Genomic DNA, 22,407 nt, shown 5'->3' with positions numbered 1-22,407 from the left:
ACACATGGCCCGGCGGGTCCGCACCGCCGTGGATACTGCGCCTGTGGTGCTGCTCAGACCTTGAGGATGCGTTCGCCGCGACCGATGCCCGAACCGCCGGTACGCACCGTTTCCAGGATGGCGGTGCGGTCGATGGCGTCGAGGAAGGCATCCAGCTTGCCGCCGTCGCCGGTCAGCTCGATGGTATAGGTCTTCTCGGTGACATCGATGATGCGGCCGCGGAAGATGTCGGCGGTACGCTTCATTTCCTCGCGCTCCTTGCCGACCGCGCGCACCTTGACCAGCATCAGTTCGCGCTCGATGTGCGCGCCCTCGGTCAGGTCGACCACCTTGACCACCTCGACGAGGCGGTTCAGGTGCTTGGTGATCTGTTCGATCACGTCGTCCGAGCCGGTGGTGACGATGGTCATGCGCGACAGCGACTGGTCTTCCGTCGGCGCCACGGTCAGGGTCTCGATGTTGTAGCCGCGGGCCGAGAACAGGCCGACCACGCGCGACAGCGCACCGGCCTCGTTTTCCAGCAGGACCGAAATGATATGACGCATCACAGGTCCTCCGCGCCGAGCAGCATTTCGGAGATGCCCTTGCCGGCCTGCACCATCGGCCAGACGTTTTCGGTCGGGTCGGTCTGGAAGTCCAGGAACACGGTACGGTCCTTCAGGCGGAAGGCCTCGCGCAACGCGGGCTCCACGTCGGCGGTCTTCTCGATACGCATGCCGACGTGGCCGTAGGCCTCCGCCAGCTTGACGAAGTCGGGCAGCGCGTCCATGTAGGAATGCGAGTAGCGGTTGTCGTACTCGATCTCCTGCCACTGGCGCACCATGCCGAGATAGCGGTTGTTGAGCGCGCAGATCTTGACCGGGGTGTCGTACTGCAGGCAGGTCGACAGTTCCTGGATGCACATCTGGATCGAGCCTTCGCCGGTGATGGTCACCACTTCCTTCTCGGGGAAGGCCTTCTTGATGCCCATCGCGTACGGCAGGCCCACGCCCATCGTGCCCAGGCCGCCGGAGTTGATCCAGCGGCGCGGCTGGTCGAACTTGTAGAACTGCGCGGCCCACATCTGGTGCTGGCCCACGTCGGAGCAGACGAAGGCGTCGCCCTTGGTCAGTTCCCAGATCTTCTCGACCACGTACTGCGGCTTGATGATCTCGGAGTCGCGGTCATACTTCAGGCAGTCGACCGAACGCCACTTCTCGATCTGCTCCCACCACTTGGCCAGCGGCTCGCGGCGCGGCTTGGTCTCGCTCGCCTGCAGCTGCGAGATCAGCTCCTGCAGCACGTCCTTGACGTTGCCGACGATGGGGATGTCGACCTTGACCCGCTTGGAGATCGAGGACGGATCGATATCGATGTGGATGATCTTGCGCGCCTGCGAGGTGAAGTGCGCCGGGTTGCCGATCACGCGGTCATCGAAGCGCGCGCCGATGGCGATCAGCACGTCGCAGTTCTGCATGGCCATATTGGCTTCATACGTGCCGTGCATGCCCAGCATGCCGACGAACTGCTTGCTGGTGCCGGGGAACGCGCCCAGGCCCATCAGCGTGTTGGTGACCGGGAAACCGGTGAGCTGGGCCAGCTGGCGCAGCTCGTCGCTGGCATTGGCCAGCACCACGCCGCCGCCCGAATAGATGAACGGACGCTCGGCACCCAGCAGCAGGGCCAGGGCCTTGCGGATCTGGCCCGAGTGACCCTTGTTCACCGGGTTGTACGAGCGCATGTCGACCGCCTTCGGGTACTCGTAGCGGCAGGCATTGCGCGAGACGTCCTTCGGGATGTCGACCACCACCGGGCCCGGACGGCCGGTCGCGGCGATGTAGAAGGCCTTCTTGATGGTGGCGGCGAGGTCGCGCACGTCCTTGACCAGGAAGTTGTGCTTGACGATGGGCCGCGTGATGCCGACCGTATCGCACTCCTGGAAGGCGTCCTGGCCGATGGCGGAGGTCGGCACGTTGCCGGTGATCACGACCATCGGGATCGAATCCAGGTAGGCGGTGGCGATGCCGGTCACCGCGTTGGTGACGCCGGGACCCGAGGTCACCAGGGCCACGCCGACCTTGCCGGTGGCGCGCGCATAGCCGTCGGCCGCATGGACCGCTGCCTGCTCGTGGCGCACCAGGATGTGCTCGATCTTCTTCTGCTTGTAGAACTCGTCGTAGATATACAGCACTGCCCCACCGGGGTAGCCCCAGACGTACTCGACGCCTTCTTCGGCCAGTGCGTGGACGAGGATTTCCGCCCCGATCATTTCGGGTGCGGCGGATGAATTGCTGTCTGCGTGGGAGAATTCCGCGCTGGGCATGTTCATGTCAGTCCTTTGCAATTTTCGGCAAAAAATTGTTTGGATGCTCTCTGCCGGGCTTGTGGCACGGGTTCAAGCGGTGCGCGTCTGCATGGGAGACCGCCTCATAAGCGGCCGGATGAGACAACCACAGATGTCGTGTGAACGGGAGATGATACTGTATTGCATCAGCGCGGTCCACGGTATTTTCCGCGGCACCCGCGTGTCGCCGGCTGCGCCGCCACACCGGCAGCACACCTGTATTACAAAAGAGACAACGTGTCGGGGAGCCCGTTTTTTTGCTAGCATCGCTCCAATTTTGGATGTGCCGAAGGCCTCAGGCCGCACATCCCAGGCCGCAATAGCGCCAACCACGAGCCACCGTCTGCTTCTGCCTGCATGGCAACCGAACAGGAACTTTCTGATTTTCTCGCCAGCGTCGAGCGGCGCGCCTTCAAGCAGGCCGTGTTTGCAGTACGTGACGACGAAGCCGCCCTGGACATCGTCCAGGACGCTATGATCAAGCTCGCCGAAAAATATGGCGACAAGGGTGCGGCGGAACTGCCACCGCTGTTCCAGCGCATCCTGCAGAACACCATCCACGACTGGTTCCGCCGCCAGAAGGTGCGCAATACCTGGGTCACGCTGTTTTCCAACCTGCGCGACGACCGGGAAGGCGACGACAACGACCTGCTCGAGACACTGGAGGCCGAAATCGGCAGCGAATCGGCCGAAAGCAGCGCCGACAAGGTGGAGCGGGCGCAGACCATGCATATCATCGAACAGGAGATCCAGCGGCTGCCTGCGCGTCAACGCGAGGCATTCCTGATGCGTTACTGGGAGGATATGGACGTCGCCGAGACCGCCGCGGTCATGGGCTGTTCGGAAGGCAGCGTCAAGACGCACTGTTCCCGTGCCACGCACACACTGGCGCAGGCCCTGCGAGCGCGGGGGGTCCGACTATGAGCAGAAACGACAGAGAAATCCAGGAACGCCGCTTTGTACATGAAGTGCGCCAGGCCCTCGACGCCTCGGCGCAGGAGTTGCCGCCCGCGCTGAGCGAGCGGCTGGCCGCCGCGCGCCGCATCGCGCTGGCGCACAAGAAGGCAGAGGTCACGGTCAAGGTACCGCGACTGGCGCTGGCCGGCGCAGATGCCGGGCCCATCTTCGAAGAAGACGATACGCCGCTGCACCGCGCCGGCAGCTGGCTGCGCCGGCTCGCGCTGCTGTGGGCGCTGATCGTGCTGGCCATCGGGCTGGTGGCGATCTACCAGTGGCAACAGCAGAAGCGCATCGACGAACTGGCGGACGTGGATGCCGCCATGTTGCTGGACGAACTGCCCCCGGCCGCCTACGCCGACCAGGGCTTCCACGTTTTCCTCAAGCGCGGCCAATAAGCCCGATGATCCGCCCCCACTCCGACGCTCCTCGTCGCCGGCTGGTTCTGATCGTGTCCGCAGGACTGGTCGCAGCCGCCGCCTGGGTGCTGAATCCGCCCTCCGCGCACGCGCAAGGCAGCGCACCGGCCGCTTCCGCGGCCGCCTCGGTGCCGGCACCCGCGCGCGGCGCTGCGCAGGCCCGTCCCAAGTGGGACGAACTGACCCCGGTCCAGCAGCGCATCCTGGCCCCGCTGCAACCCGCCTGGGAGAGCCTGGGCGAGCTGCACCGGCGCAAGTGGCTGCAGATCGCCGAGCGCTACCCGAAGTTCTCGCCGGCCGAGCAGTCCCGGCTGCAGGCGCGCATGACCGAGTGGATCCGGATGACGCCGCAGCAGCGCCGCCTGGCACGCGAGAATTACCAGATCACGCGCTCGCTGCCGGCGGCCAAGAAGGCCGAGGCCTGGGACAAGTACCAGCACCTGCCGGAAGAGCAGAAGAAGAAACTCGCTGCCGCCGAAACCCCGCACCACCCGGGAGCCGTCAGCGCCCTGCCATCGGCCAGGCGCCTGCCCGTGCAGACCGGCAAGCCGTTGGCGCGGCCGGCCGTGCCGGCCAGCGCGCCGACCGCCCCCACCCCGGCGGCGGCGGCCACGGCCAAGCCGGCGGCCAGTGCCGCCGTGGCCGAAAGCGCGCCCGCGCCGGCCTCGGCTCCGACCCCGCAGGCCGCCGATCCGGCCGAGCCTGCCACCGATACCGCGGCCACCACCCCGGCCGACGCGACCCCCCGCAACTGAAGCAGGAACACCCGGCAGGCCTGGCCTCTGCCTGCGGCCGCACGCGCCGCCGGCGCCCTTTGGCATAATGCCGCGATGCCCGCGATCCCCGCGGGCGGGCGCCTGCCGGTGCCCGACGTCCGCCCGCGCCATGACTGCCGCCACCTTCGCCGAACCGCCCGCCGCCAGCCGCTCACCGTCCCTGCGCCGCCGCCTCGCCTGCATGCTCTACGAGGGCGTGCTGCTGTTCGGCGTGCTGAGCGCATCCACCGCCGCCTACCTGGTGATCCGGCCCGGCCTGCGCGCATCGGGGCTGGATACGGCGCTGGCCATGCAGGCATGGAGCTTCCTGGCGATGGGCCTGTACTTCGTCTGGTTCTGGCAGCGCAACGGGCAGACACTGGCCATGCAGACCTGGCGCATGCGCGTGGAAACCGCGCAGGGCAAACCGCCGCGCTGGCCGCAGGCAGCCTGGCGCTATCTGCTCGCCTGGCTGTGGCTGCCGCCCTCGGCCGCCGTCGGCCACGCGCTGGGGCTGGTCAAGGGCCCCTTCCTGGCCGTGCTGGCCGCTGGACTGCTGCTGTGGGTGATGCTCGCCTGGCTCGACCCGCAGCGCCGCTTCCTGCACGATCGCCTGGCCGGCACCCGGCTGGTCGACCTGCGGCCGCCGCGGGCATGACGCTCTCGGCCAGCGCCCTGCGCCGGCTCGCCCTGGCCGGGCAGTTCGGCCTGGGGCTGGCCTGCGCCGCGGCACTGGCCCGCTGGGCCAGCTGGCGCTGGCCGGCGGCAGCGCTGGGGGCGGCCTTGCTGGCCGCACTGGTGTTCGGGCTGGTCGTGGCCGGCGCCTTCGCCATCTCGCTGTCTGGCGCGGGCGTCCCCGCCACGCGGCGCCCTGCCGTGCCGCAGGCAGCCGCCATCGCCCCGCTCGGGGCGGCCGCGGCACTGGCCTGCTACCTGTACGAATGCACCGCCGTGTTCCGCATGTTCAACTGGATCGAGCCCTTCCGCTCCAGCCTGTCCTTCGTCCCGCCGCACGCCGGCGCGCCGGCGCGGCCGCCACTGCTGCTGGTGCATGGCTACGCCTGCAATCATGCCGTGTGGCTCGACCTGCAGCCGGCGCTGGCGGCGGCGGGCTACGCCTGCGAGGCGATCGACCTCCTGCCCCTGTTCGACAGCATCGACAACCATGCAGGCACCGTGCTGGCGCGCATGCGCGCCATCCATGCGCGCACCGGCCAGGCACCGCTGCTGCTGTGCCACAGCATGGGCGGGCTGGCCGCGCGGGCGGCGCTGGTGCGCGGCCGCGCCGAAGGCGGCGCGCCCTGCGCCGGACTGGTCACACTGGGCTCGCCGCACCAGGGCTGCGCACTGGCCAGCCTGGGGGCCGGCGCCAGTGCGCGCCAGATGCGTTGCGACAGCGCCTGGTTGCGTGCGCTGGCCGACGCCGAAGGGCCGGCCGAGCGCGCCCTGCTCGCCTCCGTGTTCAGCTGGCATGACTCCATCGCCGGCCCGGCCGGCACCAGTTGCCTGCCCGGCGCCCGCCACTGGCCGCTGGCGGGCGTCGGCCACGTGGCGCTGCTGCGCCATCCGCGCGCACGCGACGCCGTGCTCGCCGCCCTCGATGCCTTCGCCAGTGCCGCACCGCATGCTGCCGGCGCCACGCCGTCGGCACGCGCGCCGCGCAAGGCCTGATCGGAGTCCTCCCGGGAGACCTGGGGAGAGCGGTTGCGGGCCGGTCCCGGCCGCCCCGGTCTTCATGTGACATTCATGTTCTCGTCACGGCGCAGTCATGGGGCACTGGCTCAATGCAGCCATCGCCCTTACCGGTGCCGCCATGGTTCACGCAATCCGATTCGCCCGCGGCTGTCTCGCCCGGGCCGCGCACAAGCTGCGCGGCAGTGCTGCCGGGACCCCGCCCCTGCCAGTCGCGCTGGCCGCCTTCATGCCGCCCTCCGGGCTCGATGCCCCGGCAGCCCGTCCCGCCCCCGCCGCCACCCCCGCCCTCTCCGACGCCAATCAGCACGACGCCAGGCAAACCGCCCCGCACACGGTGCAGCGCTACCGCGCCATCTGGGTCTCGGACGTCCACCTGGGCACCGCGGGCTGCCAGGCCGACTACCTGCTCGACTTCCTCAAGCACAACGAATCGGAGCGGCTCTACCTGGTCGGCGACATCATCGACGGCTGGCAACTGCGGCGCGGCTGGTACTGGCCGCAAAGCCACAACGATGTGGTGCAGAAGCTGCTGCGCAAGGCGCGCAAGGGCACCGAAGTGATCTACGTGCCGGGCAACCACGATGAGATGGCGCGGCAGTTCGACGGCCTCGCCTTCGGCGACATCACGGTGCGCGAGGATGCAGTCCACGTGACCGCCACCGGCCGGCACCTGTGGGTGGTGCACGGCGACCTGTTCGACGGCGTGGTACAGCACGCACGCTGGCTGGCCTACCTGGGCGACTCGCTGTACACCGTGATCCTGGCCTTGAACCGCCATTTCAACCGGGTGCGCGCGCGCCTCGGCTTCCCCTACTGGTCGTTGTCGCAATACCTGAAGCACCAGGTCAAGAACGCCGTCAACTACATCAACTCCTTCGAGCACGCGATGGTCGAAGAAGCGCGCCGGCGCGGCTGCGACGGCGTCATCTGCGGCCATATCCACAAGGCCGAGATCCGCGAGGTCGACGGCCAGCTCTATTGCAACGACGGCGACTGGGTCGAAAGCCTGTCGGCACTGGTCGAGACCATGGAAGGCGAGTTGAAGATCGTCTACTGGACCACCTTGCTCGACCCGCCGGCGCCGCCGCGCGCGCGCCGACGCCGCGCCGCCCTGCCCGCCTGAATCCCGCGCGGCGCCCGCCGGCGCGCCGCCTCCCCAGACCAACCATGTCCGCGCAGCAAGGCGGACCGATGCACAAGCGGCCAGCGCCGCGAGGAGCCAGCATGAAGATCCTGATCGTCACCGACGCCTGGGAACCGCAGGTCAACGGCGTGGTGCGCACGCTCAAGTCGACGCGCCGCGAGCTGGAGGCCATGGGGCACACGGTGGAACTGCTCACGCCGCTCGAGTTCCGTACCGTGCCGTGCCCTACCTATCCCGAAATCCGCCTGTCGCTGCTGCCCGGCCGCGCGGTCGCCGAACGCATCCGCGCCTTCGCGCCGGACGCGCTGCATATCGCCACCGAAGGTCCGCTCGGCATGGCAGCGCGCCGGCATGCGCTGCGCAGCAAGGTGCCCTTCACCACGGCCTACCACACGCGCTTCCCGGAGTACGTGCAAGCGCGCTTCGGCATCCCGCTGGCCTGGACCTACCGCTTCCTGAGCTGGTTCCACGGGCCGGCCCGGGCTGTGATGGCGCCGACCCCGGTAGTGCTCGACGACCTGCGCCGCTACGGCATCGGCCACGCCGTGCTGTGGTCGCGCGGAGTGGACCTGGACGTGTTCACCGCCCAGCGCGCCAACGTGTTGAACACGGCGCATCCGATCTTCCTCTACGTCGGCCGCGTCGCCGTCGAGAAGAACGTCGAGGCCTTCCTCGCGCTGGACCTGCCGGGCTCGAAGTGGGTGGTCGGCGACGGCCCGGCCCTGGCCTCGCTGCGCGCGCGTTATCCGGGTGCCAACTATCTGGGCGTGCTGAGCCAGCCCGAGCTGGCCAAGGTGTATGCTTCGGCCGATGTCTTCGTCTTTCCGAGCCGCACGGATACCTTCGGCCTGGTGCTGCTGGAAGCGCTGGCCAGCGGCCTGCCGGTGGCAGCCTACCCGGTCACCGGCCCCATCGACGTGCTGGGCGAGAGCCGGGCCGGCGTGATGCACGAAGACCTGCGCGAAGCCTGCCTGGAAGCGCTGCGCATCGATCGCGCCACCGCCCGCGCTCATGCCGAGCTGTTCTCGTGGCGCGCCGCTACCGAGCAGTTCCTGTCTCATCTGCGGCCGCTGGCCGCCGCCCACGGCGGCGCCACGGCCTCACGCCAACCGCAAGACCATGTCGAAAATGCAGCCGCAATCCGCACCGCTTCCCTCCAAGGCGAAACCGGCTCCGGTGCCAACGCCGGCCGAAGCGAGCACTGAGTACACCATCGAGCACAACCCGTACAAGGGCAACCGCGGCCTGGCGCGCGCCTGGCGCGCCGCCGTCAACTCCCTGTCCGGCCTGCGCTATGCCGTGCTGGAGGAAAGCGCCTTCCGCCAGGAACTGACGCTGGTGGCCATCCTGACGCCGTGCGCGCTGCTGGCGCCGGTCAGCGTGGTCGAGCGCATCCTGCTGCTGGGCACGCTGCTGCTGGTGCTGATCGTGGAATTGCTCAACTCCAGTGTCGAAGCCGCGGTCGACCGCATCTCGCTGGAGCGCAACAGCCTGTCCAAGCGCGCCAAGGACTACGGCAGCGCGGCGGTCATGCTGGCGCTGATCCTGTGCGGCGGAACCTGGATCGCGATCCTCGAGCCGCTGGTGGCACGCTGGCTGCAGGCGTCCTGACTTCGGCGCATGGCGGCGGGCGGCGCGGTAGCGGGGAGCCCGGAAAGCCAGGGAACGGGCGGTGTTTGCTTATAATCGCTGTCCCACGCCCCGATCCAACGGCAGCCCATGGAATCCAAACCGCAAACCGGCCCCCGCCGCACGAGGGACCGCATCCTCGACGTCTCGCTGCGCCTGTTCAATGAACTGGGCGAGCCGAACGTGACCACCACCACGATCGCGGAGGCGATGGAGATCAGTCCCGGCAACCTCTACTATCACTTCCGCAACAAGGACGACATCATCAACTCCATCTTCGTGCAGTTCGAGCAGGAGATGGAGCGCCGCCTGAAGCTGCCCGACGACCACAAGGCCACGCTCGACGAAAGCTGGGGCTACCTCCAGTACATGTCCGAGTTCCTGTGGAACTACCGCTTCCTCTATCGCGACATCAACGACCTGCTGGCGCGCAACCGGATGCTGGAGACCAACTTCAAGCGCATCGTCGAGCAGAAGAACCGCTTCGCCCAGGCCATCTGCCGGCAGTTCATCGAGGACGGCGAGATGGTGGCCACGCCCGAGCAGGTCGAAGCCATCTGCACCAATATCGTCGTGGTCGCCACCTACTGGCTGTCGTTCCAGTTCGTGCAGCACCCGCGCCAGTACAACGACCCGGAACGGATCCGCGGCTACCTGCACGGCTCCAGCTACCACATCTTCTCCATCCTCGCGCCCTACCTGCGCGGCAAGGCGCGTGCCGCCTTCGACCAGCTAGCGCGCGATTACGCGGCCGTCAAGGCCGCCCAGACCATCAAGGAATCGAAGTGAAATCCGTCTGCGTGTATTGCGGCTCCAGCCCCGGCCACCGTCCCGAATACGCCGAACAGGCGCGTGCGCTCGGCCAGGCGCTGGCCGAGCGCGGCCTGGCGCTGGTCTACGGCGGCGGCAAGGTCGGCCTGATGGGCATCATCGCCGACGCCGTGCTGGCCCATGGCGGCACCGCCATCGGCATCATCCCGCAGGCGCTGATGGACAAGGAGGTCGGCCACCGCGGGCTGAGCGAGCTGCACGTGGTGCGCAATATGCACGAGCGCAAGCAGATGATGGCCGACCGCGCCGACGCCTTCATCGCCATGCCCGGCGGCGTGGGCACCTACGAAGAATTGTTCGAGACCGTCACCTGGCAGCAGCTCGGCTACCACGCCAAACCCATCGGCCTGCTCAATGTGGCGGGCTTCTACGACGGCATGCTGGGCTTCCTCTCGCATGCGGTGCAGGAAGGCTTCCTCAAGCAGGTCCATGCCGACCTGCTGCACGTCGACACCGCGCCGGCCGGTCTGCTCGCCAAGCTGGAGCAGGCACCGCGTGTGACCGTCGACAAGTGGCAGGAAAAGCGCGCCGAGGCCTGAGCGCCGCCGGCGCCGCCCTGCCCCGCGCAGCCATGGCCTAGAAGGACGAGCCCGGCTCGCGCAGGAAGGCCGCTTCCTCGGCCGTGCCGGCCCGCCCCAGGATCGCATTGCGGTGCGGGAAACGCCCGAAGCGCACGATGATGGCGCGGTGCTTGTCGGCCCACTCCACGGTGTCGACCGCGCCGCCACTCTCGTCGCGCAGCCGGTGCGTCAGCCTGACCGATTCGTCCTGGGCCGCGAGTTCTTCCGCATGCTCGAAGGGCAGGTAGCAGAACATGCGGTGCCAGCCGGTCGGCAGGCGCAGGTCGCCGCCGCCGGCCACCAGCCGGCGCGCCAGCGCCAGTGCGCGCGCATCGGTGGCGAAGCTGCGCGCATCGCCGCGGAACAGGTTGCGCGGGAACTGGTCGAGCAGCACGATGCGCGCGCAGGTGCCTTCCGGCGTCTGTGCCCAGGCGGCGTCCTGCGCCTCGCCACCGGGCGCGGCGGCGGCCTCCCATTCGGCCAGGAAGGCCTGGCGGATGGTGTCGTCGAAAGCGGCCGATTTGGCGAACCACTCGCGGCGCGAGGTATCCCAGGCGGGAGAGTCGGGTGTGCCGAACCAGAAATCGAGCACGCGGCGGGCGGCGGCGGGAAGCTTGTCCGTCATGCCTGGCGATCTCCTGCTAGTCGAAAAATTGGACGGAGGCGGCGCCGGCGCGCTCAGCGCGCCACGTTGCGCATCCAGTCGGCGGTCTGGAACAGGGCCTCCATCAGGCGCAGCTGCAGCGGCTCCGGCAGGCCCGTGTCCTGCATCGCCAGCGCCATGCAGCGCATCCACTGGTCACGCTCGCTGGTGCCGATCTCGAAGGGCAGATGGCGCGCGCGCAGGCGCGGGTGGCCGAAGCGCTCGATGAAGTAGTTGGGCCCGCCGAGCCAGCCGCACAGGAACCAGAACAGCTTGTCGCGCGAGCCGTCCAGCGAGGCGGGATGCAGCGCGCGCAGTCCGGCGAACTCCGGCTCGAGGTCCATCAGGTCGTAGAAGCGGTCGACCAGTTCGCGCACGCGCGCCTCGCCGCCGATCAGTTCGTAGGCGCTGGTTTCGCGCTTTGCGCCGTCGCCCGGGGTGTCGTTGTGTTCCGTACTCGTCATGCTGTAAGGGGTGTTGGCTGGATCAGGGCGGCCGAACAGGGCTGCCGAAAGCCGCCATGATACGGGGAATACGGGGATCCGGCCGCACGCGCGGCGGCGGGCCGGGTCCCCCGTTTCATGGCGACGGCCCCCGGCGGCGGCGACCGTGCCTGCCTCAGGCGTCGCGCAAGGTCGCCAGGGCCGGCTGGCGCAGCACTTCGCGCAGGCCCAGCCAGCCGCCGGCCAACGCACACAGCGCCCCCGCCACCACGCCGGCCGGCACGATCCACGGATTGAAGCGGTAGGGAAAATCGAACACCTGCGTGGCCAGCCCCCAGCCTACCGCGAGCGCGCCCAGGCTGGCCAGCAGGCCGGCCAGCGCGCCCACCACCAGGAACTCCGCGTATTGGGTCTGGCGCACCAGCGCGGCCGAGGCCCCCAGCGCCTTGAGCAGGCCGGCGTCGCGCCGGCGCTCGTCGCGCGTGCCGGACAGCGCCGCATACAGCACCGTCACACCGGCCGCCAGCGTGAAGGCGAACAGGAACTCGACCGCGGCGATGACCTGGTCCAGCACCTGCTGCACCTGGCGCAGGATCAGCTCGGTGTTGACCACGGTGATGTTGGGGAAAGCCGCCACCAGCCGGTTATCCAGCGGCGCCTGCGTCGACGGCAGGTGGAAGGCCGTGATGTAGGTCTCCGGCATGCCGTGCATCATGGCCGGTGGCAGGATCACGAAGAAATTGACGCGCATCGAACTCCAGTCGAGCTTGCGCAGCGATGTCACCCTGGCCTCCACCGGCTGGCCCGCCACATCGAAGCGCAGCGTGTCGCCCAGGCGGATGCCGAGGGTGCGGGCGATGCCCTCTTCCACCGAGGCCCCGGCCAGCTGCCCGCGCGGCCAGCTGCCGGCAACCACGCGGTTGCCCTCGGGCAGGGTGTCCATGTAGGACAGGTTGAATTCCCGCTCGACCAGGTTGCGCGCCCGCTCGGCCGGATAGTCGGCTCCCGTCACCGCGCGACCGTCGATATGGGTGAGGCGCCCGCGCACCATCGGATACAGCAGGTCCTGGATACCAGCGCCGGCGAGCCGGGCGCGCAGGGCGTCGCGCTGGTCGGGCTGGATGTTGATGACGAAGCGGTTGGGCGCGTCGGCCGGCGTGGCACCGCGCCACGAGGCGATCAGGTCGCTGCGCGTCATGCCGAGCAGCAGCAGCGCCATCAGGCCCACCGCCAGGGCCACCGTCTGCAGCACAGTGACGCCGCGCCGCCGCTCCAGCACCGCCAGCGCGAAACGCCAGCCGACCCCGGCCACGCCGCTGCCCAGGCGCCCGCGCAGCAGCCGCGCCAGCGCGCCCAGCACCGCCAGCGACAACAGGCCGAACAACAGGCCTGCCGCGAGGAAGCCGCCTGCCGTCAGCAGGCCGAGCTTGAGGTCGCGCGCGGCGGCCAGCAGCAGCAGGCCGAAGGCGGCCAGCCCGAAGCCGTAGGCCAGCCAGGCCGATACCGGCGGCAGGCCGAGGTCGCGCCGCAGCACGCGCAACGGCGATACGCGCGTCAGCGACAGCAACGGCGGCAAGGCGAAACCGCTCAGCAGGACCAGGCCCGACAGCAGGCCGAGCGCGGCCGGGCGCGGCGACGGCGGCGGCAAGGTCACGGTCAGCAGGCCGCCCAGCGACAGCAGCAGGCCATAGTGCGCCAGATAGCCCAGCGCCACCCCGACGGCAGCGCCGGCCAGGCCCAGCAGCACAAATTCCAGCCCGAAGGCGCGCAGGATCTGCCCGCGCGACAGCCCCAGGCACTTGTAGACCGCGCAGGCATCGGTGTGACGCTGCACGTAGCGGCGCGCCGACATGGCGATCGCCACCGCGGCGATCATCGCCGACAGCACCGCCACCAGCGACAGGAAACGCTCGGCGCGGTCGAGCGTGGCGCGCATCTGCGGCTGGCCGGTCTCCAGCGACTCGACCCGCATATTGCGCAGGCCGAGCCGCGCGATCTCCTGCTGGGCCCAGCGCTGGAAGGCAGCGGCGGCGGGATCGGCACCCGCCACCAGCAGCCGGTAGCTGACGCGGCTGCCCCAGCCGACCAGGCCGGTGCTGTCCAGGTCCGACAGCGCCAGCATCACGCGCGGCGCGAAGTTCATGAAGCCGGCACCGCGGTCCAGCTCCTGGGTGAGGATGCGCGCGACACGGAAGCCACGGCTGCCGAGCTGGACGGTATCGCCCATGCGCAGCCCCAGCGCATCGAGCAGGGCTTCATCGACCCACACCGTGCCGGGCTCGGGAATGCCTTCGGCAACCGTCTCGGGGCCGCCCGGCGCGGCGCTCGTCTTGAGCCGCCCCCGCAGCGGATAGGCCGGACTGACGGCCTTGAGCGCGGCCAGCCGGCTCGGCGCGTCGCCCGCCGCCGCGCCGCGGGCCGTGGCCATGCTGGGGAAGGTCACGGTCTGGGCCACCGCCAGCCCGGCCTGCCGGGCGTGGTCGGCGAAGCCGGCGGGAAACGGCTGGTCGGCCACCAGCAGCACGTCGGCGCCGATCATCTGGCGCGCATCGCGCTCCAGCCCCAGCCGCATGCGGTCGGCCAGGAAGCCGACGCTGCTGAGCGCGGCCACGGCCAGCACCAGCGCAAACAGCAGCAGGTTCAGTTCGCCGGCCAGCCAGTCGCGCCGGGCCATGCGCAAGGCCTGGCGCCAGGCGGAAAAGCGTGCGGCAGCGGCTGGCGCACCGGGGCTGGCGGGAGCGGTCGGCGGCGGGAATGGCTGGCTTGGCGGCTGGGTCATCGTCGTCGGTCGGGAAAAGGCATGGCCTCGGGTCAAGGCCGGTTCAAGGGTGGATGCCGCAGTGGATGCCGGGCTGGGCCGTCTTGCCGGCGGCAGGATCCGCGCCGTGGCACGACAAGGCGATCGCCATCACGATACCCGCTACTCGCGCCCGGCCGGCTGCCGCGTCCGCGCCGCGGCCCGTCCGAGGGCACCGTGCAGGCGGCGTACACCGCGCCACAGGCGTGGCAGCAGCCAGGCGGCCAGCCCCAGGAAGACCAGCAGCAGCACCAGGAACAGCAGCGGCAGGAAGAACGACAGCAGCAGGCCGGCGGTGGCGCCGAGGTCCTCGCTGAAGGAAGCGACCCAGTTGGAAAACGGCTCGGGCGAGACATTGATCAAGGCGCGCGTGCCCGCCTTGACTGCGTGGGCGGTGCCCGCCAGCGTGCCGCCGGCCAGGCCGGCGGCCACCACCCACTGCGGATCGAGCTGGCCGAAGGCGGCCGCCGCCAGGATGGCGCCGGCGGGAATGCGCACGAAGGTCTGGATGCCGTCCCAGACCGAGTCGAAGCCCGGCATCTTGTCCGCCAGGAACTCCGCCAGCGCCAGTACGGCGGCCAGGCCGAGCACCCACCAGGACGTCAGCGGCTGCAGTCCGGGGGGCAGGTGCAGCCAGCCCAGGCGGGCCAGCAGGCCGGCGGTGAACACGGCCAGGTAGAGGCGGAAGCCGCTGGTCCAGGACAACCCGGCTGCCAGCGCGGCCGTTTCCAGCATGGCGCTCCTTGTGATCGGCTGCGGCAGGATTGCCGCTGGATGCAGTGTAATCCGGATCGCGCAGGCACCCGGCACGGGCGGCGCGGCACCGCCATTGTGCAGAGAACGCCGGTTCAGGCGGCGTCCGCCACCTGCGGCAGGTCGGCCGCCACCTCGGCGATCATGCGGCGCAGCCACAGCACATCGGGCGCGGCGTGGCAGCGCTCGTGCCAGAGCTGGTAGAAGCGCATGCGCGGGAAGACCACCGGCGAGGGCACCATGCGGATCGGCAGGTACTGGGCGTAGTGGGCGGCGAACTGTCGGCCCGTGGTGAAGACCATGTCGGTCTTCATCAGCACGTAGGGCACCAGGCCGAAATACGGCAGCGTGACCTGGATATTGCGCTTGTAGCCTTGCTCGGCCAGCGCCTGGTCGATCATGCTGCGCTGCATCGAGGCATAGGGCGCCGGCGCCAGGTGCGGCATCTCCAGGTAGTGCTTCAGCGTCAGGCCCTTGCGCGCCAGCGGATGCTGGGCGCCCAGCATGCAGACCACCTCGTCCTCGAACAGCGGCGAGATGTGCAGGTGCTCGGGCGGCGACAGCCAGTTGCCGACCACGATGTCGAGCTGGCCCTGCTCCAGGTCCTCCAGGAAGTCGCTGCCGGCGGTCATCGGATGCACGAACAGCTTGGCGCCGGGCGCCAGCCGGCGCACCCGCTCGACGATATTGGGCAGGAAGAAGGCGTCCAGGTAGTCCGGCGCGCCGAGGTGGAAGGTGCGCGTGGTGGTGGCCGGGTCGAACTGCTGCGGCGGGCGCGCGATGCGGTCCATCGCCGCCAGGCTCTGCTCGGCCAGCAGCAGCAGCTCGCGGCCGCGCTCGGTCGGTACCATGCCGCTCTTGCCCCGCACCAGGATGGCATCGCCGGTGATTTCGCGCAGACGCTTGAGCGTATTGCTGATGGCCGGCTGCGACTGGCCCAGGCGCACGGCCGTGCGGGTCACGCTCTGCTCGGTGAGCAGGGTATGCAGCACCCGCAGCAGGTAGGTATCGAGATGGTCGCGTCCGTGCATGGGGCGGTCGCCGCGGGGCCGGCCGGGCCGGCGGCGGTGGTGGCGAGGAGGATGGGAACGGCGCATAGTGTAAGCGAGGCACCCGGCGGCAGGTCAATCCGCGCGCACCCTGGCCGCCCGCTCTCCGCCCTGATGGCGCACATCACCTGGGCCGAATATTGCTTGCTCCAGCCCGATGCTATGTTTCACGCCATAACACAAGGCACCTAACGGAATACGAGACCATGGAGACGCAACCCATCCGCTTCTACCATCGCGGCCAGATCCAGGAAGTCGCGGACGCCCCGATCACCCGCACCGTGCTGCAGTACCTGCGCGAGGACGTGCGCTGCACGGGCACCAAGGAGGGCTGCGCCGAGGGCGACTGCGGCGCCTGCACCGTCGTCATCGGCGAGCTGCAGGACGACGGCCAGGTCGCCTTCAAGGCGGTCAACTCCTGCATCCAGTTCCTGCCCACGCTGGACGGCAAGGCACTGATCACGGTCGAGGACCTGCGCCAGGCCGACGGCACCCTGCACCCGGTGCAGGAAGCGCTGGTGGAATGCCATGGCTCGCAATGCGGCTTCTGCACGCCCGGCTTCGTCATGTCGCTGTGGGCGCTGTACCAGCAGCACACGCCGGGCGGCGACGCCCCCGCGCGCAGCACCATCTGCGATGCCCTGACCGGCAACCTGTGCCGCTGCACCGGCTACCGTCCCATCATCGACGCCGGCCAGCGCATGATGGCGCTGCCCGCGCCGCGGCCCGGCAAGCTCGAGCCGCGCAGCATCGCCGAGGCCCTGCGCGGCCTGCGCCGCGACGGCACCTTCCACTACAGCGCCGCCGGCCGGCAGTTCCATGCGCCGCGCACCGCCTCCGCCTTCGCCGCGCTCAAGGCCGCCGAGCCGGGCATCCGCATCCTGGCCGGCAGCACCGACGTCGGCCTGTGGGTGACCAAGCAGTTCCGCGAACTGGGCGACCTGCTCTATATCGGCCAGGTACAGGACCTGTACTACGTCGAACCGCGCGACGGCATGCTCGAGATCGGTGCCGCCGTGCCGCTGGAGCCGGCCTACGCCGCGCTCACGGCCCATCACCCGGCACTGGAAGAGCTGTGGAAGCGCTTCGCCTCGCTGCCGATCCGCAATGCCGGCACGCTCGGCGGCAATATCGCCAACGGTTCGCCGATCGGCGATTCGATGCCGGCGCTGATCGCGCTGGGTGCCGAAGTGGTGCTGCAACATGGCGACACGCGCCGCACCTTGCCGCTCGAAGACCTCTACCTGGCCTACCAGAAGACCGCCATGGCCGCAGGCGAGTTCGTCGCCGCGCTGCGCGTGCCGCTGGCAGGCCCGGCGCACTTCCGCACCTACAAGCTGTCCAAGCGCTTCGACGAGGACATCTCCGCGGTCTGCGCCGCCTTCGCCATCGACGTCGAGGACGGCATCGTCACGCGCGCGCGCATCGCCTTCGGCGGCATGGCCGCCACGCCCAAGCGCGCCGCCGCGGCCGAGGCGGCCCTCACCGGCCAGCCCTGGGACGAAGCCAGCGCGCGCGCCGCCATGGCCGCGCTGGGCCAGGACTACACGCCGTTGACCGACATGCGCGCCAGCGCCGCCTACCGCGCGCGCGGCGCCGCCAACCTGCTCTACCGCTTCTGGCTGGAGACGCGCGCCGACGCGCTGCCCGCCGCCAGTGTCAACGTCCGCGCCCCCGGCGCCGGCGCCGACGTGATCGCCGCCGGTGTCTAAGGAGTGAACGGCATGAACAAGCAGACCGAACCCTTCCTGCTCGACGAAAGCGTGGCCACCGAGGCTGCGCCACAGGTCGGCATCTCGCGCCCGCACGAGTCCGCCCACCTGCACGTGGCCGGCACCGCCACCTACACCGACGACATCCCCGAGCTGGCCGGCACGCTGCACGCCGCCCTGGGCATGAGTGCGCGCGCCCATGCGCGCATCAGGTCGATCTCGCTCGACAAGGTGCGCGCCGCGCGCGGCGTGGTCGCGGTGCTGACCGCGGACGATATCCCGGCCGTCAACGACTGCGGCCCGATCATCCACGACGACCCCATCCTGGCCCGCGAGGTGGTCCAGTTCATCGGCCAGCCGGTGTTCCTGGTGGTGGCCAGCTCGCACGACGCGGCGCGCCGCGCCGCACGCCTGGGCGAGATCGAGTACGAAGACCTGCCGCCGGTACTGTCGCCCGAGGCCGCGCACGCCGCGGGCAGCTATGTGCTGCCGCCGATGCACCTGACGCGCGGCGAGCCCGCTGCCCGCATCGGCGCCGCGGCCCATCGCGACAGCGGCCACATCCGCCTGGGCGGCCAGGAGCAGTTCTACCTGGAGGGCCAGATCTCCTATGCCGTCCCCAAGGAAAACGACGGCATGCACGTGTGGTGCTCGACGCAGCACCCCACCGAGATGCAGCACGCGGTGGCCCATATGCTGGGCTGGCACGTGCACCAGGTCCAGGTGGAGTGCCGCCGCATGGGCGGCGGCTTCGGCGGCAAGGAATCGCAGTCGGCCCTGTTCGCCTGCTGCGCGGCGCTGGCCGCGTGGAAGCTGCTGTGCCCGGTCAAGCTGCGCCCGGACCGCGACGACGACATGATGATCACCGGCAAGCGCCATGACTTCGTCTTCGACTACCAGGCCGGCCACGATGCCGAGGGCCGCCTCGAAGGCGTGCAGGTGGAGATGGTGTCGCGCGCCGGCTTCTCGGCCGACCTGTCGGGCCCGGTGATGACCCGCGCGATCTGCCATTTCGACAATGCCTACTGGCTGCCGGACGTGCAGATCGACGGCTACTGCGGCAAGACCAATACCCAGAGCAATACCGCCTTCCGCGGCTTCGGCGGCCCGCAGGGCGCCTTCGCCATCGAGTACATCCTCGACAACGTCGCCCGCGCGGTCGGGCGCGACGCCTTCGACGTGCGCCGCGCCAACCTGTACGGCAAGGGCGAGCGCAACGTCACGCCCTATGGACAGACCGTGGAGGACAACGTCATCCACGAACTGCTCGACGAGCTCGAGGCCAGCAGCGAATACCGCGCCCGCCGCGCCGCCACGCGCGCCTTCAACGCGGCCAGCCCGGTGCTGAAGAAGGGCATCGCCATCACCCCGGTGAAGTTTGGCATCTCCTTCAACGTGGCCCACTTCAACCAGGCGGGCGCACTGGTGCACGTCTACAACGACGGCTCGGTGCTGGTGAACCACGGCGGCACCGAGATGGGCCAGGGCCTGAACACCAAGGTGGCGATGGTGGTGGCGCACGAACTGGGCATCCGCCTCGAACGCGTGCGCTGCAGCGCCACCGACACCAGCAAGGTGGCCAACACCTCGGCCACCGCCGCCTCCACCGGCGCCGACCTGAACGGCAAGGCGGCGCAGGACGCGGCCCGCCAGATCCGCGAGCGCCTGGCCGCCTTCGCCGCGCGCAAGGCCGGCGTGGACGTGTCGGAAGTGCGCTTCGGCGACGACCTGGTGGTGGCCGGCGAACTGCGCCAGCCCTTCGACGAGCTGGCGCGCGAAGCCTACGTGGCGCGCGTGCAGCTGTGGTCCGACGGCTTCTACACCACGCCCAAGCTGCACTGGGACCAGAGCAAGCTGCAGGGCCGTCCCTTCTACTATTTCGCCTACGGCGCGGCCTGCTCCGAGGTGCTGGTCGACACGCTGACCGGCGAATGGCGCCTGCTGCGCGCCGACGTGCTGCATGACGCCGGCCGCTCGCTCAACCCGGCGCTGGACATCGGCCAGGTCGAGGGCGCCTTCATCCAGGGCATGGGCTGGCTGACCACCGAGGAGCTGTGGTGGAACCAGAACGGCAAGCTGATGACGCATGCGCCGTCCACCTACAAGATCCCGACCGTCAACGACTGCCCGGAGACCTTCAACGTGCGGCTGTTCCAGAACCGCAACGTGGAAGACAGCATCCACCGCTCCAAGGCTGTCGGCGAGCCGCCGCTGCTGCTGCCGTTCTCGGTCTTCTTCGCCATCCGCGACGCCGTGGCGGCGCTGGGCGACTACCGGATCAATCCGCCGCTGACGGCTCCGGCCACCGGCGAGGCGATCCTCGATGCCGCGGACGCGGTGAGGGAGGCGGTGGCTGCACAGGAATGACGGATCGCGGGGGATGACCGACGGGCGCAGGCAGTTCGCGTGCTGACGCGGCTCCACGCGCCGGCCCTCTCCCCTCACGCCCCGAAGGCAAGACCGCAGCAATCCACCGATCGCCGCATCCAGCACAAGCCGACACCGACAACCGAAACCCGCCACCACCCAAAGACCGAACCATGCAGGACGCTCCGCTCCAACCCTTCCGCTTCGCCGACGCCGCCCGCTGGGTGCGCGCGGGGGTGCCCGTGGCGATGGTCACCATCGTCGAGGTCAAGGGCTCGGCCCCGCGCGAGCCCGGCGTGCGCATGCTGGTGACGGCGGACGCGCTGGTCGGCACCATCGGCGGCGGCCACCTGGAGTGGCGCGGCATGGAGATCGCCCGCACGATGCTGGACGCCGGCAGCGGCAGCCCGTCGCGCCGCATCGAGCGCATCCCGCTCGGGCCGGCCCTCGGCCAATGCTGTGGCGGCGTGGTCAAGCTCGCCTTCGAGGTGCTGAGCGAGGCCGACCTGCCATGGCTCGATGCGGCCGAGGCGGCCTTCGCGCGCGGCGACGCGCTGCTGCGCACGGTGCCGCCATCCGGTCCCGCGCGCCATGTACCCAGCCGTGCCGTGGCGCCGGCGGTGGCGCTGCAGGCCGGCGGCGGCTGGAGCGACACGCTGGTCTCAGACGCCATGCAGATCGTGCTGTTCGGCGCCGGCCATGTCGGCCACGCCCTGGTCAAGGTGCTGGCCAACCTGCCGTGCCAGGTGCGCTGGGTCGACGAGCGCGACACCCTGTTCCCGCCGGGCCTGCCCGCCAACGTGCGCGCCGAGGCCACCGACACGCCCGAGGCCGAGGTCGACGCGGCCCCGCGCGGCAGCTACTTCCTGGTGATGACGCACAGCCACGCGCTCGACCTGGCCTTGTGCGAACAGATCCTGCGGCGGCGCGACTTCGCCTACTTCGGCCTGATCGGCTCGAAGACCAAGCGCGCGCGCTTCGAGCACCGCCTGGCCGAGCGCGGCGTGGACAGCGCGCGCCTCGCCGAGATGACCTGCCCGATGGGGGTGGCCGGCATCACCGACAAGGCTCCAGCTATGATTGCGGTTGCCATCGTCGCCCAACTGCTCCAGGTGCGCGATCAGCGGCTTGCCGCCCTGACCGCCAGCGCCCGGCAGCCGCAAGGGACGGCGCAACCCGTCACCCGGTGAATCCCGCCGGGCAATCATCAGAGGCCCCCATGACCATCGACGCCGCGCTCGCCGAACGCATCCGCCGCAGCCCCAAGGCGGAACTGCATGTCCATATCGAAGGCACGCTCGAACCCGAGCGCATCTTCCAGCTCGCCCAGCGCAACCAGGTCAAGCTGCCCTACCCCACCGTGGAGGCGCTGCGCGCGGCCTACGCCTTCACCGACCTGCAGTCCTTCCTCGACATCTACTACGCCGGCGCCAGCGTGCTGCTGACCGAGGAAGACTTCTTCGACATGACCATGGACTACGTCCGCCGCGCGGTGGCCGACAACGTCCGCCATGCCGAGATCTTCTTCGACCCGCAGACGCATACGGCGCGCGGCGTGCCGGTCTCGACCGTGATCGACGGCATCGCCGATGCGCTGGCCCAGGCGCGCACCGAATACGATTTCTCCAGCAGCCTGATCCTCTGCTTCCTGCGCCACCTCAGCGAGGAAGACGCCTTCGCCACGCTGGAGGCCGCTCTGCCCTTCCGCGACCGCTTCGTCGGCATCGGCCTGGACTCGTCCGAGCGCGGCAACCCGCCCGAGAAGTTCGCGCGCGTGTTCGCCCGCGCGCGCGAACTGGGCCTGCACCTGGTGGCGCATGCCGGCGAGGAGGGCCCGGCCGACTACGTGCGCGACGCGCTCGACCTGCTCAAGGTGGAGCGCATCGACCACGGTGTGCGCGCCATCGACGACGCCGCGCTGGTCGAGCGCCTCGCGCGCGAGCGCGTGCCGCTGACGGTGTGCCCGCTGTCGAACCAGAAGCTGAAGGTCTATCCCGACCTGCGCGACCATTCCCTCAAGCGGCTGCTCGATGCCGGCGTCGCCGTCACGCTGCACTCGGACGATCCCGCCTACTTCGGCGGCTACATGAACGCCAACTGGGAAGCCGTCTTCGAGGCGCTGCCGCTGGACGCGGCCGACGCGCACAAGCTGGCGCGCAACAGTTTCGAAGCGGCCTTCCTGCCCGCAGCGCAGAAGGCCGACTTCCTCGCCGAAGTGGACCACTTCTGGCGCTCCCCGCCCGCCACGCCTGCCTCGGCCTGAGCGAGGCGCAATCCAAGAACGACCGGCGTGCCAGGGCTGCGGCCCGCGCCGCCGGGCCCTGAGACGA

General features: G+C 69.9%; 21 protein-coding genes. 14 read left to right on the top strand and 7 right to left on the bottom strand.

Going from position 1 to position 22,407, the window contains the following annotated elements:
• Positions 1–53: 53 nt before the first annotated feature.
• Positions 54–545 (bottom strand): acetolactate synthase small subunit, encoded by a 492-nt coding sequence (gene ilvN / locus BKK80_RS07165; RefSeq protein WP_071011870.1) that lies wholly within the window; start codon positions 543–545, stop codon positions 54–56.
• Positions 545–2,308 (bottom strand): acetolactate synthase 3 catalytic subunit, encoded by a 1,764-nt coding sequence (locus BKK80_RS07160; RefSeq protein ID WP_071011868.1) that lies wholly within the window; start codon positions 2,306–2,308, stop codon positions 545–547. Before BKK80_RS07160 ends, ilvN begins: the two co-directional genes overlap by 1 nt.
• A gap of 372 nt (positions 2,309–2,680) precedes the next feature.
• Here BKK80_RS07160 and BKK80_RS07155 point away from each other — a divergent pair, with 372 nt between their 5' ends.
• The 10 genes from BKK80_RS07155 to BKK80_RS07110 all read left to right on the top strand — a co-directional run bounded on the left by BKK80_RS07155 (position 2,681) and on the right by BKK80_RS07110 (position 10,292).
• Positions 2,681–3,247 (top strand): RNA polymerase sigma factor, encoded by a 567-nt coding sequence (locus tag BKK80_RS07155; protein ID WP_071011867.1) that lies wholly within the window; start codon positions 2,681–2,683, stop codon positions 3,245–3,247.
• Positions 3,244–3,678, top strand: coding sequence for a DUF3619 family protein (locus BKK80_RS07150; protein ID WP_071011865.1), 435 nt, complete (start codon positions 3,244–3,246; stop codon positions 3,676–3,678). Before BKK80_RS07155 ends, BKK80_RS07150 begins: the two co-directional genes overlap by 4 nt.
• A 5-nt stretch (positions 3,679–3,683) precedes the next feature.
• Positions 3,684–4,454, top strand: a complete 771-nt coding sequence (locus BKK80_RS07145) for a DUF3106 domain-containing protein (RefSeq protein ID WP_071011864.1) — start codon at positions 3,684–3,686, stop codon at positions 4,452–4,454.
• A 130-nt stretch (positions 4,455–4,584) separates the two neighbouring features.
• Positions 4,585–5,112: an RDD family protein gene (locus tag BKK80_RS07140; protein ID WP_071011862.1), complete on the top strand. Its 528-nt coding sequence runs from the start codon at positions 4,585–4,587 to the stop codon at positions 5,110–5,112.
• The gene (locus BKK80_RS07135) at positions 5,109–6,125 is read left to right on the top strand and encodes an esterase/lipase family protein (RefSeq protein ID WP_071068782.1); all 1,017 of its coding nucleotides are present in this window, start codon (positions 5,109–5,111) and stop codon (positions 6,123–6,125) included. Before BKK80_RS07140 ends, BKK80_RS07135 begins: the two co-directional genes overlap by 4 nt.
• 142 nt (positions 6,126–6,267) lie before the next feature.
• Complete coding sequence (locus BKK80_RS07130) at positions 6,268–7,272, top strand: UDP-2,3-diacylglucosamine diphosphatase (RefSeq protein ID WP_071016214.1); 1,005 nt, start codon at positions 6,268–6,270, stop codon at positions 7,270–7,272.
• Between the two features lie 101 nt (positions 7,273–7,373).
• Positions 7,374–8,498 carry a glycosyltransferase family 4 protein gene (locus BKK80_RS07125; protein WP_071037259.1) on the top strand — a complete coding sequence of 375 codons (1,125 nt, stop codon included), beginning with the start codon at positions 7,374–7,376 and terminating at the stop codon, positions 8,496–8,498.
• A complete protein-coding gene (locus BKK80_RS07120) occupies positions 8,422–8,904 on the top strand; it encodes a diacylglycerol kinase (protein WP_231907999.1) in 483 nt (160 codons plus the stop codon). Before BKK80_RS07125 ends, BKK80_RS07120 begins: the two co-directional genes overlap by 77 nt.
• 108 nt (positions 8,905–9,012) lie before the next feature.
• Entirely contained in the window at positions 9,013–9,711 is a 699-nt protein-coding gene (locus tag BKK80_RS07115) for a TetR/AcrR family transcriptional regulator (RefSeq protein WP_071011858.1), read from the top strand.
• Entirely contained in the window at positions 9,708–10,292 is a 585-nt protein-coding gene (locus BKK80_RS07110; protein WP_071011855.1) for an LOG family protein, read from the top strand. The genes BKK80_RS07115 and BKK80_RS07110 overlap by 4 nt, the downstream gene beginning before the upstream one ends.
• Before the next feature lie 37 nt (positions 10,293–10,329).
• Here BKK80_RS07110 and BKK80_RS07105 read toward each other — a convergent pair whose 3' ends face one another.
• The 5 genes from BKK80_RS07105 to BKK80_RS07085 all read right to left on the bottom strand — a co-directional run bounded on the left by BKK80_RS07105 (position 10,330) and on the right by BKK80_RS07085 (position 15,980).
• A complete protein-coding gene (locus BKK80_RS07105; RefSeq protein ID WP_071037260.1) occupies positions 10,330–10,938 on the bottom strand; it encodes a DUF924 family protein in 609 nt (202 codons plus the stop codon).
• Between the two features lie 53 nt (positions 10,939–10,991).
• Positions 10,992–11,420, bottom strand: a complete 429-nt coding sequence (locus tag BKK80_RS07100; protein WP_071011851.1) for a group II truncated hemoglobin — start codon at positions 11,418–11,420, stop codon at positions 10,992–10,994.
• A 154-nt stretch (positions 11,421–11,574) separates the two neighbouring features.
• The gene (locus tag BKK80_RS07095) at positions 11,575–14,178 is read right to left on the bottom strand and encodes an ABC transporter permease (protein WP_071068781.1); all 2,604 of its coding nucleotides are present in this window, start codon (positions 14,176–14,178) and stop codon (positions 11,575–11,577) included.
• 141 nt (positions 14,179–14,319) lie between these two features.
• The gene (locus tag BKK80_RS07090; RefSeq protein WP_071037261.1) at positions 14,320–14,931 is read right to left on the bottom strand and encodes a DUF4126 domain-containing protein; all 612 of its coding nucleotides are present in this window, start codon (positions 14,929–14,931) and stop codon (positions 14,320–14,322) included.
• Positions 14,932–15,044: 113 nt separating this feature from the next.
• Positions 15,045–15,980, bottom strand: coding sequence for a LysR substrate-binding domain-containing protein (locus BKK80_RS07085; RefSeq protein ID WP_071011843.1), 936 nt, complete (start codon positions 15,978–15,980; stop codon positions 15,045–15,047).
• A gap of 224 nt (positions 15,981–16,204) precedes the next feature.
• Here BKK80_RS07085 and xdhA point away from each other — a divergent pair, with 224 nt between their 5' ends.
• The 4 genes from xdhA (at position 16,205) to BKK80_RS07065 (ending at position 22,340) form a co-directional block, all read left to right on the top strand.
• Complete coding sequence (gene xdhA, locus BKK80_RS07080) at positions 16,205–17,710, top strand: xanthine dehydrogenase small subunit (protein WP_071011841.1); 1,506 nt, start codon at positions 16,205–16,207, stop codon at positions 17,708–17,710.
• A 12-nt stretch (positions 17,711–17,722) separates the two neighbouring features.
• Positions 17,723–20,077 (top strand): xanthine dehydrogenase molybdopterin binding subunit, encoded by a 2,355-nt coding sequence (gene xdhB, locus BKK80_RS07075; RefSeq protein ID WP_071037263.1) that lies wholly within the window; start codon positions 17,723–17,725, stop codon positions 20,075–20,077.
• Between the two features lie 173 nt (positions 20,078–20,250).
• Positions 20,251–21,267 (top strand): xanthine dehydrogenase accessory protein XdhC, encoded by a 1,017-nt coding sequence (gene xdhC / locus BKK80_RS07070; RefSeq protein ID WP_071068780.1) that lies wholly within the window; start codon positions 20,251–20,253, stop codon positions 21,265–21,267.
• A gap of 29 nt (positions 21,268–21,296) precedes the next feature.
• Entirely contained in the window at positions 21,297–22,340 is a 1,044-nt protein-coding gene (locus tag BKK80_RS07065; RefSeq protein WP_071068779.1) for an adenosine deaminase, read from the top strand.
• Positions 22,341–22,407: the final 67 nt, after the last annotated feature.

Origin of the sequence: Cupriavidus malaysiensis (genome assembly GCF_001854325.1) — a bacterium.
Classification (GTDB): Bacteria; Pseudomonadota; Gammaproteobacteria; order Burkholderiales; family Burkholderiaceae; genus Cupriavidus; species Cupriavidus malaysiensis.
The sequence above is the reverse complement of the archived record's forward strand: the minus strand, read 5'-3'. Positions and strand labels throughout refer to the sequence as shown.

What these genes read in the sequence shown, in the direction of transcription:
- BKK80_RS07125 (WP_071037259.1), top strand. Translation starts at nt 7,374, where the DNA reads ATGAAGATCCTGATCGTCACCGACGCCTGGGAACCGCAGGTCAACGGC.
- BKK80_RS07145 (WP_071011864.1), top strand. Translation starts at nt 3,684, where the DNA reads ATGATCCGCCCCCACTCCGACGCTCCTCGTCGCCGGCTGGTTCTGATC.
- BKK80_RS07155 (WP_071011867.1), top strand. Translation starts at nt 2,681, where the DNA reads ATGGCAACCGAACAGGAACTTTCTGATTTTCTCGCCAGCGTCGAGCGG.
- BKK80_RS07140 (WP_071011862.1), top strand. Translation starts at nt 4,585, where the DNA reads ATGACTGCCGCCACCTTCGCCGAACCGCCCGCCGCCAGCCGCTCACCG.
- BKK80_RS07130 (WP_071016214.1), top strand. Translation starts at nt 6,268, where the DNA reads ATGGTTCACGCAATCCGATTCGCCCGCGGCTGTCTCGCCCGGGCCGCG.
- BKK80_RS07095 (WP_071068781.1), bottom strand. Translation starts at nt 14,178, where the DNA reads ATGACCCAGCCGCCAAGCCAGCCATTCCCGCCGCCGACCGCTCCCGCC.
- BKK80_RS07105 (WP_071037260.1), bottom strand. Translation starts at nt 10,938, where the DNA reads ATGACGGACAAGCTTCCCGCCGCCGCCCGCCGCGTGCTCGATTTCTGG.
- BKK80_RS07090 (WP_071037261.1), bottom strand. Translation starts at nt 14,931, where the DNA reads ATGCTGGAAACGGCCGCGCTGGCAGCCGGGTTGTCCTGGACCAGCGGC.
- BKK80_RS07150 (WP_071011865.1), top strand. Translation starts at nt 3,244, where the DNA reads ATGAGCAGAAACGACAGAGAAATCCAGGAACGCCGCTTTGTACATGAA.
- xdhB (WP_071037263.1), top strand. Translation starts at nt 17,723, where the DNA reads ATGAACAAGCAGACCGAACCCTTCCTGCTCGACGAAAGCGTGGCCACC.
- BKK80_RS07135 (WP_071068782.1), top strand. Translation starts at nt 5,109, where the DNA reads ATGACGCTCTCGGCCAGCGCCCTGCGCCGGCTCGCCCTGGCCGGGCAG.
- xdhA (WP_071011841.1), top strand. Translation starts at nt 16,205, where the DNA reads ATGGAGACGCAACCCATCCGCTTCTACCATCGCGGCCAGATCCAGGAA.
- BKK80_RS07160 (WP_071011868.1), bottom strand. Translation starts at nt 2,308, where the DNA reads ATGAACATGCCCAGCGCGGAATTCTCCCACGCAGACAGCAATTCATCC.
- BKK80_RS07115 (WP_071011858.1), top strand. Translation starts at nt 9,013, where the DNA reads ATGGAATCCAAACCGCAAACCGGCCCCCGCCGCACGAGGGACCGCATC.
- ilvN (WP_071011870.1), bottom strand. Translation starts at nt 545, where the DNA reads ATGCGTCATATCATTTCGGTCCTGCTGGAAAACGAGGCCGGTGCGCTG.
- BKK80_RS07085 (WP_071011843.1), bottom strand. Translation starts at nt 15,980, where the DNA reads ATGCACGGACGCGACCATCTCGATACCTACCTGCTGCGGGTGCTGCAT.
- BKK80_RS07065 (WP_071068779.1), top strand. Translation starts at nt 21,297, where the DNA reads ATGACCATCGACGCCGCGCTCGCCGAACGCATCCGCCGCAGCCCCAAG.
- BKK80_RS07100 (WP_071011851.1), bottom strand. Translation starts at nt 11,420, where the DNA reads ATGACGAGTACGGAACACAACGACACCCCGGGCGACGGCGCAAAGCGC.
- BKK80_RS07120 (WP_231907999.1), top strand. Translation starts at nt 8,422, where the DNA reads ATGCAGCCGCAATCCGCACCGCTTCCCTCCAAGGCGAAACCGGCTCCG.
- xdhC (WP_071068780.1), top strand. Translation starts at nt 20,251, where the DNA reads ATGCAGGACGCTCCGCTCCAACCCTTCCGCTTCGCCGACGCCGCCCGC.